6 protein-coding genes are annotated in these 6,969 nt (G+C 73.6%); 3 read left to right on the plus strand and 3 right to left on the minus strand.

Going from position 1 to position 6,969, the window contains the following annotated elements; translation table 11 throughout:
- Positions 1–127: 127 nt before the first annotated feature.
- Both SGCZBJ_RS04735 and SGCZBJ_RS04740 read left to right on the plus strand, forming a co-directional pair.
- On the plus strand, positions 128–1,072 hold the full coding sequence (locus SGCZBJ_RS04735) for a hypothetical protein (protein ID WP_133149189.1): 945 nt from the start codon (positions 128–130) through the stop codon (positions 1,070–1,072).
- A gap of 96 nt (positions 1,073–1,168) precedes the next feature.
- A complete protein-coding gene (locus SGCZBJ_RS04740; protein ID WP_101716866.1) occupies positions 1,169–1,414 on the plus strand; it encodes a hypothetical protein in 246 nt (81 codons plus the stop codon).
- A gap of 4 nt (positions 1,415–1,418) precedes the next feature.
- On the opposite strand, the gene SGCZBJ_RS04745 is transcribed toward SGCZBJ_RS04740, so the two are convergent.
- Complete coding sequence (locus SGCZBJ_RS04745; protein ID WP_101716867.1) at positions 1,419–2,045, minus strand: ribonuclease HII; 627 nt, start codon at positions 2,043–2,045, stop codon at positions 1,419–1,421.
- Positions 2,046–2,174: 129 nt separating this feature from the next.
- Between SGCZBJ_RS04745 and SGCZBJ_RS04750 the strand changes: the two genes are divergently transcribed.
- A complete protein-coding gene (locus tag SGCZBJ_RS04750) occupies positions 2,175–3,623 on the plus strand; it encodes a serine hydrolase domain-containing protein (protein ID WP_101716868.1) in 1,449 nt (482 codons plus the stop codon).
- A 22-nt stretch (positions 3,624–3,645) separates the two neighbouring features.
- Here the strand turns inward: SGCZBJ_RS04750 and SGCZBJ_RS04755 are convergent, their stop codons facing one another.
- Positions 3,646–5,022, minus strand: coding sequence for a DUF2339 domain-containing protein (locus SGCZBJ_RS04755; protein ID WP_240621416.1), 1,377 nt, complete (start codon positions 5,020–5,022; stop codon positions 3,646–3,648).
- Positions 4,905–6,662 carry a DUF2339 domain-containing protein gene (locus SGCZBJ_RS25990; protein ID WP_101716870.1) on the minus strand — a complete coding sequence of 586 codons (1,758 nt, stop codon included), beginning with the start codon at positions 6,660–6,662 and terminating at the stop codon, positions 4,905–4,907. Before SGCZBJ_RS25990 ends, SGCZBJ_RS04755 begins: the two co-directional genes overlap by 118 nt.
- Between the last annotated feature and the right edge of the window lie 307 nt (positions 6,663–6,969).

Consider the following 6,969-nt stretch of genomic DNA (forward strand, 5'->3'; position numbering starts at 1 on the left):
GAGGCGGCCCGCAATCGGACGGCGCGGACTGTAGGCGGCCGGCGGGTTGGAAAAATACCGGTCTCGCTACCCATTCTGTGCGGTCGCGGGTCTTGCGCCCGATCCGCCGGCTTGCTCTCATCGATCGATGCTCGAGCCGCCGGCCACATCCCGTCCCCCCGCGCCCCTGTCGGCGCAACGGCTCGGCGAAGAGCTTCGCGCCTCCCTGGCCTATGTGCGCGACACCATCGAGATCACCCGGGGCGAGCGCGACCTGCTCGACGCCTGGATCCTGACCGCCGCCCTCGACGCCAACATGGCCCCGGTGACGCGCGATCCGGCGCTGATGGAAGCCTATGGCCGGGCCGCGGAGTCGACGCCCGACGACCTGCGGCGGCCGGTCAGCGTCAACGCCGTCGCCCAGTCGCTGCGGCTGCCGTTCGAGACCGTGCGCCGTCGGGTGCTGCGTCTGGCCCGCGAGGGCCAGTGCGTGGTCGGTCCGCACGGCGTGGTGGTGCCCAACAGCGCGGTGACCACCGACCTCTATCTGACCGAGATGCGCGCACGCCAGGCCCGCGCCCGCCGCTTTCACCAGGATCTGAAGGCGATCGGAGCCCTGCCGGCCGAACTTGCTCCCGCGCCGACGTCCGGCGACGAGCCGCCGCTGCGGGCCATGAACTGGGCGCTGTCGGAGTATGTGCTGCGGGCCTGCAACGACCTGATCGCCTTGACCGACAACCTGGTGGCCAGCCGGGTGCTGCTGGAACTGGTGGTCAGCAACATCGAGACCCTGCCGGCCGAAGAGCTCCCCGACTGGGCGGCCGATCCGAGCGGCGTCGGCCGAACGGCGCGGACGGCGGCCCTGGCCCGCTCTCTGCGGGTGCCGGCCGAAACCGTCCGCCGCCATCTGAACGGCCTGGAGGCCCAGGGCTACGGCCTGCGCCGCGCCGACGGCTGGGTCGCCACCGCCCCGGCCGACGCCGCGCCTGCCCTCCTCGCCATGGCGCAGGCCAATCGCGCCAATCTCAAGCGGCTCTTCGCGCGCCTGCGCGCGCTCGGCGCCCTGGCGGCGTGGGAGACCGTCCCCGCCTGACCTCGATGCGATCTCGATTCCGGTCACGGTCTTTCCGCTCCGAACTCATCCTTCGGTTGTCCGCCGGACATCCGGCTGTTAGGTCGATCGCCGGTATTGAGGGGGACATCGGATGATCCGACGGATCGCCTCGCCGACTGCGAGATCGCCGAGGACGGACGCCTGACGACCTGCGACTATCGCGGCGTCGACGATCCCAAGGCCAAGGCGGCCTCCGCCGAGGCGGTGTCGCGCATGCGGGCGGCGCCGCAGACCAGGGAAGGCTTCCCCACGGCGGGCGCCCACGTGCAGATCCCGTTCCAGTGGGATTGGCTGATCGCCGGCATGAAGCCCGCCGGCTGAGGCCTCAGGCCTCTTCGGCCAGCCCGCCCGCGAGCGCCAGCTTCACCGGGGCCCAGCCCAGGCGGTGGATCGGCGAAGGGCCGAGCTTGCGCAGCCCCTCCAGGTGGATCGGGGCGTGATAGCCCTTGTGGCCGGCGAAGCCGTAGCCGGGATAGACCGCGTCCATCTCGACCATGATCCGGTCGCGGGCTTCCTTGGCCAGGATCGAGGCCGCGGCGATCGAGCACGACAGGCTGTCGCCCTTGACCACGGTCTTGACCTCGCACGGCAGGACGAAGCGGTAGTTGCCGTCGACCAGGGCGAAGCTGGGCTTCACCGACAGGCCCTCGACCGCGCGCCGCATGGCCAGGCCCGCGGCGTGCAGGATGTTGAGCTGCGCGATCTCCTCGACGCTGGCCATACCCACGCACCAGGCGACAGCCATGTCCTTGATCTCGGCCTCCAGGGCCGCGCGGGCCTTGGCCGAGAGCTTCTTGGAGTCGTTGAGCCCCTTGGGCATCCGCGCCGGATCCAGGATCACGGCGGCGGCGCTGACCGGCCCGGCCCAGGGCCCGCGGCCAGCCTCGTCGACCCCGCAGACCGGTCCCGGTCCGCAGGCGGCTTCCAGCATCATGTCGGGTCCGGTCGGCATGGGCCCTTCCTAGGCGGGTTCGCCGGCGAAGGAAACCGGCGGCGCATGACCGAAGATTAACTGGCCCGCCGCGCGCGGGGCTGATCCCTTGCCCGCCGGGGCGGGGACAGCTCCAGGGGTAATCGCATCATGAACCGCCGCGCCTTGCTGGCGGCCGGACTGGCCTGTCCGGCGCTCGCCGTTTCCACCTTCGTCGCCGCCCCGCTGGCCTTCGCGGCCGAACCGGCCCCGGCCGATCGCGCCGACGCCCTCGTCCGGCGGTTCATGGCCGACCGCCACGTGCCCGGCGCGCAAGTGGTGGTGGTCAAGGACGGGGCGATCGTCTTCTCGCGCGTCTATGGCCTGGCCGACCTGGCCGGCGGAGCCAAGGCGACCCCGACCACCACCTTCCCGATCAACTCGATCACCAAGGCCTTCACCGGCGTCGCGGCCATGCGCGAGGTCGAGGCCGGGCGCCTGGATCTCGACAAGCCGATCGGCGACTACGTGGAGGACCTGCCGGAGGCCTGGCGTTCCATCCAGGTGCGCCGCCTGCTCAGCCACACCTCGGGCCTGCCCGACTTCGTGCCGCGCCAGAAGGACGGCGCGGTCGAGGAGGCCGTCGCCTGGAACGAGGCTCTGGCCGCGCCGGTGCTGTTCCCGCCCGGCCAGCGTTTCCACTACTGCCAGACCAACTACGCCCTGGTGCAGATGGCGATCGACCGCCTGCACGGCCTTCCGGTCACCACGCCCCTGGGCGGCGAGCAGTTCGCCATCGCCGGCATGAAGAGCTCGCGCTACGGGGACAGCCAGGACCCCGGCCCCTCGCGCACCACCTCGTACACCTATCGCCGCGAGACCCCCGACCAGCCCGGCGTGCGCAAGGAGCTGTTCTCGCCCCTGGCCCGCGCCGCCGCCGGTCTCGACAGCACCGGCGACGACATGGGCCGATGGATGATCGCCCTGATGGACGGCCGCCTGCTGGGGCCCGCCGCCCGCAAGACCATGTGGACCCAGGACGCCTACGCCGACGGCAAGCTGGGCCAGTGGGGCATGGGCTGGCTGGTGCTGGAGCGCTCCGACCGCCTGGTGGTCGGCATGACCGGCGGCAGCCGCAACGCCGTCTATCTCTATCCGGACGACAAGGTCGGCGTGGCGATCCTCAGCAACCTGGCCGGCGGCACGCCCGAGGACGCCATCGACGAGATCGCCCAGCTGTTCGTGCCCGGCATGAAGCTGACCGGGGTGGCGGCCCTGCGCGCGGCCCTGGCCGGCCAGCCCCAGACCGCCTTTGCCGGGGTGATCGCCAAGCAGCGCCAGGCCCCCGGTTTCAAGCCGGCCGAGCATGAGTTGAACGACTGGGGCTATCGCCTGCTGGCCTTCGGCGAGCCGGCCAAGGCCCTGGCAGTGCTGGCCCTGACCGCCGAGCTGTTCCCCAACAGCGGCAACGCCCAGGACAGCCTGGCCGAAGCCTATGCCGTCAACGGCGACAAGGCCGCCGCCATCGTCCACTACCGCCGCTCGCTGGCGCTCGACCCGGGCAACACCAACGCGGTCAACCGGCTGAAGGGCCTGGAGGCGCCGACGCCCGGAAGCTGACGGGCCCAGTCACGGGGCCGGCTCAGCCGGCCTCGGGCGGCTGCGGGATCTCCGGGGCCTTCGCGCCGCGTGCATTGAGGCGCCGCACCAGCACCGCCCCGCCCAGCAGCAGGGCGCCGACGGCCAGGAACGAGGCGGCGCGGACCACGCCCTCCAGCCGCGCCAGGTCGACCAGCAGCACCTTGGCGGCGGTCAGCAGCAGCACCGCCAGGCCCGCCCAGCGCAGCACGGCGTCCTTGCGGGCCGAACCGAGGCTCAAGACCACCAGGCCGAAGGCGGCCCAGACGGCCGAGAAGGTCCAGGTCTCCAGCCCGCCGGCGTCGATCGACGCGCCCATGGCCGGACCGTGGAAGCTGTAGCGCACCATCAGGCTGACCAGCACGAACAGCACCCCGACGGCGCTGGCCCGGGCCGTCGTTCCGAACGGCCCGCCCTGGCGACCAAGCTCGAGCAGCAGGGCCGCGCCCGCGCCATGGGCCAGGGCCAGCAGCACGGCCGCGACGAGCGGCGCCAGCCGCGCCTGCTCGGGTCCCCACCAGGGATTGGCCAGCAGGCCGAAGACCAGGATGGCGAAGACCACGGCGATCCAACCGATCGTGGGGGCGGCGCGCGCCAGCCAGCTGGCGGCCGGCCGGGCGGCCAGGCGAGGGTCGAAGAAGCCCCGGGCCGCCAGCAGGGCCAGCACCGCATAGCCCGCGATCTCGCCGCGCCCGATCGCCGCCTCGCCCATGGCCTGGCCATGGATCCCGTGCCGCAGGGCCATGACCGCCCACAGCAGGCCGCAGGCGGCGGCCCCGACCACCCAGCCGCGCCCGGCGGCGTCGACGGGCCGACGCCAGGCCGCGACGGCCAGCAGCAGGGCCGGCGCCAGGTAGGCCAGCAGCAGGGTGTTCAGCAGCGGCGGTCCGGCCGGAACCTCGCCCACGCCCCACCAGGGATTGGCGACCAGGCCTTGCAGCAGCAGGCCGTGGGCCAGGCCGGCGCCGACCACCAGCAGGGTGCGCCAGCGGGCCAGCGGGCCGTCGCCCGGCCCCTGGCGCAGCACCAACACGAGGCCCGCGGCCAGCAGGATCAGGGTTCGTAGCGAGGCCTCCAGCAGGAACGTCGAGGCGCCGCCTGGCTTGCCGACCACGAGCACGTGCACGCCGATGAACAGGCCCAGCAGCAGGACCATCAGGGCCGACGCCCCCTGCGCCTCGGCCTCGTTGCGGCGTCCGGCGGCCTTCAGCAGCCAGGCGGCGGCGAAGGTGATCGCGGCGGCGCCGCCCGACACGGCCGCCATCAGCGGCAACGGCAGGCGGCCCTCCAGCGCCGGGCCGATGAAGGCCGGCCGCAGCATGACGACCAGGGCCAGCAGGCCGGCGACGACGCTGGCCTCGGCCAGGCCCCGCCAGGGCAGGCGGCGGGCGGCGAAGCCAGGACCAGGGCGGCGACGGCGAAGGCGGCCGGCTCGAACCTCGGCTGGACGGCGCCGTGAACGGCCAGGAAGACCATCTCGGCGGCAGCGCCCAGCCACAGCGCCAGGCCCATGTCGCGCGACGGCTCCTCGGACCGGCGGGCGATCAGCGTCGCAAGACCGAACAGGCCCGCGCCCAGCAGGGCGGCCGGGCTCCAGGCGTAGCCGAAGCGAGCCTCGTCGAGCAGGATCCAGGCCAGGCTGGCGGCGACGGCCGTCGTGATCCCGGCTATGGCCAGCAGCTGCGTCCGCTGGCGCCCGTGCAGCCGCAAGGCCGCGGGCAAGGCCGTCAGCGGCGCCAGCGCCAGCAGCAGGTGCAGCCACGGCGGCCGGGCGGCGACGCCCACGTCGTCGCCGTCGAACAGCAGGCAGGCCATGGCGGCGAAGACCGTGACGATGGCCGGGGCGGCGAACAGGCCGGCCGGCGCCGTGCGCGTGGCGATCGCCAGGGCGGTCAAGCCCAGCAGGACTGCGCTCAGCACGCCCGCCGCGGCTCCGGCCGGGCTCGGCGGGGCGAACCAGACCGCCAGGGCCAGCACGGCCGCGCCCAGCAGCGCGGTCATCACCGCCTGGCGCAGGCGCAGCACCTCGGCTTGCGTCTCGCCCGTCCGGCGGCGACGCCACAGCGCGGCCAGCGGCCCGGCGGCGGCCAGGACGACGAGGACGGCGGCCGCGGCGTACTGCCGGTCGACCAGGGGCGGCAGGCTCAGCACCGCCACGCCCGCGGCGGTCGCCAGGCTGGTCCAGCCCCATCGACGGCCGGCGGCCAACACGAAGCCGGTGGCGCCGATCAGGACGGCGTAGGCCTCGAAGACGATCGGCGACCAGGACGAGATGCCGGTGACGATGGGGGTGACGGCGGCGCCGACCATGGCCACCAGGGCCAGCGGTTCGCCATGTCGCAGCGACAGGGCCAGCAGGCCCAGCGACACGGCCGCGGCCAGGCTCGCCGCCAGCCAGAACGGGATCAGGTGATAGAGGCCGTGGGCGGCGCAGACCGCGCCGTACAGGGTGACCGCCCCGGCCCCGGCCGCGATGGCCGCGGCCAGCAGGTGGCGGCTCATCTCGGTCTTGCGGCGCAGGATCCACTCGCTGGCCAGCACCATCAGCGCGCCCAGCACCACCGCCGCGGCGATCCGCAGCGGCGGGGTGAAGATGCCCTTCTGGGCGGCGTAGGCCACCAGCAGCAGGCCGCCCAGGGCCAGACCCCCGCCCCCGATCCAGGCCAGGCCGTTCTCGGCCAGCCAGGTCGAGGCCGCCTCGCGGGTGATGATCGGCCGCGGGGCGGGCGCCGGAATGGGCCTGGGATTGGAGACCGGCTCAACCGACGGCGCCGGCGCGCGCGGCGGCTGGGCGGCCTTGGGCTCGATCGTCCAGGGCGAGGGTTGCGGCGCTTGCGGGGACAGCTCGGGCGCGATCGGCGCGGCGACTTCGCGCGGAGCGGAAAGCGCGGACGGCTCCAGGGAGGCCTTCAGGCGCTCCAGTTCGACCAGCGCCTTGCTCAGTTGGCGCTTGACCATGTCGAGCGATTGGTGCTGCACCGCGATCCACACCGTCAGGCCGACGATGAACACCCATTCCATGCCGCGACACGCCCCCGAACGCTAACGCCCCGCTCTAGCACGGAACGGTTGAGCCCGCACAGGCGCGGCGCTGGGGGGCCTGTCCACGGGGCGCGTACTCTATTGGCTTAGCTATAAAGGTCGTCATCCTGGCCGGAGGTTCGCATAGCGGACCGCAGAGCCGGGACCCGGGGCCCGCCGGCAGTGCGCCCGCCCCGGGTCCCTGTGTATTGCGATGTAGGTCGGGCGGTCGCCTGATGGCTGGCGGGCGCAGCTCGTTGGGTCCCAGGCGTCACAGGCCGTGATCCGGCAAGGGCGCGTCCGCCAG

It is taken from the genome of Caulobacter zeae, from assembly GCF_002858925.1.
GTDB lineage: Bacteria > Pseudomonadota > Alphaproteobacteria > Caulobacterales > Caulobacteraceae > Caulobacter > Caulobacter zeae.

What these genes read in the sequence shown, in the direction of transcription:
- SGCZBJ_RS04735 (WP_133149189.1), top strand. Translation starts at nt 128, where the DNA reads ATGCTCGAGCCGCCGGCCACATCCCGTCCCCCCGCGCCCCTGTCGGCG.
- SGCZBJ_RS25990 (WP_101716870.1), bottom strand. Translation starts at nt 6,662, where the DNA reads ATGGAATGGGTGTTCATCGTCGGCCTGACGGTGTGGATCGCGGTGCAG.
- SGCZBJ_RS04745 (WP_101716867.1), bottom strand. Translation starts at nt 2,045, where the DNA reads ATGCCGACCGGACCCGACATGATGCTGGAAGCCGCCTGCGGACCGGGA.
- SGCZBJ_RS04750 (WP_101716868.1), top strand. Translation starts at nt 2,175, where the DNA reads ATGAACCGCCGCGCCTTGCTGGCGGCCGGACTGGCCTGTCCGGCGCTC.